This window comes from Terrabacter sp. NPDC080008, from assembly GCF_040702505.1.
Lineage (GTDB): Bacteria > Actinomycetota > Actinomycetes > Actinomycetales > Dermatophilaceae > Terrabacter.
Genome location: NZ_JBFBLC010000016.1, coordinates 1 through 1,349 on the forward strand (window position 1 = coordinate 1; position 1,349 = coordinate 1,349).

The window sequence follows — 1,349 nt, forward strand, 5'->3', positions numbered from 1 at the left end:
TCGACTGACTGTGAGGATCGCTTCTGCAGCCTGATCGTGCTGGGCTGTGGCTGACGGCTGTGGGTGTGACCCTTCGACTGACTGGCTTCGTGCCTTGCACGCGACTTGTCCGCCCACGGCTGTCGGCCCCGGCCTGAGCGGAGTAGCTGGCCTGATCAGGAGCTTGACCGTCGAGCGTTAACGGCGCCCGTCGTGTCTCATCACAGTCCTGCCGAATCTCCACCCGGACCGGGAACCACGTCCCCGTTCCAGGCAAGGAGAGAGAACGCATGACCAGTCTGACCGATCTTCGTGAGGTGGTCGATGTCGTCATCGGCGTCGACACCCACGTGCGCACCCATTCCGCGGCCGCGGTCGATGCCCGCACCGGTGGCGTGCTGGACGAGGTCACCGTGGAGGCGACCGCGGACGGCTACGCCCAGCTGCAGGCCTTCGCTGACGAGCACGGCACGCTCCGCGCTTGGGCGATCGAGGGCACCGGCGGCCACGGCGCCGGCCTGGCACGTCACCTGGCCCGTCGGGACGAGATCGTGGTCGAGCTCGACCGCCCCGAACGGGCTCGGCGACGCAACGGCGCCAAGTCCGACCCACTGGATGCGATCCGCGCCGCTCGGGAGGCGCTTTCGCGGGCCCGACTGGGCACGCCACGCGGCGGCGGGGACCGCCAGGCGCTGTCGGTGCTGCTGGCGGCGCGCCGTTCCGCGGTCGAGGCCGGCGCCGATGCGCAACGGCAGTTGTTCAGCCTCGTGATCGCCGCGCCTGAACCGATCCGTGCCCGGTTCCGCAACCTGAAACTGCCGGCGATGCTGCGGGTCGCTGCCGCCCTTCGCGTTTCCCCGTCTTGGGACACCGAGACGACCGTCACGGTCACCACGCTGCGTTCTCTGGCCCGCCGAGCCCGGGCTTTGGGACAGGAAGCGGCCGAGCACGAGAAGGCCATCTTGCGGATCGTCCGGTCCTGGCGCCCGGACTTGCTCGAGCAACCCGGCATCGGCCCGATCGTGGCGGCGACGGTGCTATGCGCGTGGTCCCACCCCGGACGGATCCACTCCGAGGCCGCCTTCGCCATGCTCGCCGGCGCCGCACCTATCCCGGCCAACAGCGGCCAGGTCACCACCCGACACCGCCTCAACCGCTATGGCGACCGGCAGCTCAACCGCGCCCTGAACACCATCGCCTTGTCCCGCATCCGCTACCACGCAGCCACGCGCAGCTACGTCGCCCGACGCGCCGCCGAGGGCAAGACCAGCCGCGAGATCAAACGCTGCCTCAAGCGCTACATCGCCAGAGACCTCTTCCGAACCCTCGAACACCCACCCGCAACCACTTGACGATCCATAGGAGCGTCG

1 protein-coding gene is annotated in these 1,349 nt (G+C 69.5%); it reads left to right on the plus strand.

Going from position 1 to position 1,349, the window contains the following annotated elements; translation table 11 throughout:
• Positions 1 to 269: 269 nt before the first annotated feature.
• On the plus strand, positions 270 to 1,331 hold the full coding sequence (locus tag AB0316_RS20945; RefSeq protein ID WP_366275193.1) for an IS110 family transposase: 1,062 nt from the start codon (positions 270 to 272) through the stop codon (positions 1,329 to 1,331).
• Positions 1,332 to 1,349: the final 18 nt, after the last annotated feature.

Bases quoted from the DNA above. Each gene is read 5' to 3' on its own strand.
- AB0316_RS20945 (WP_366275193.1), top strand. From the start codon at position 270: ATGACCAGTCTGACCGATCTTCGTGAGGTGGTCGATGTCGTCATCGGC.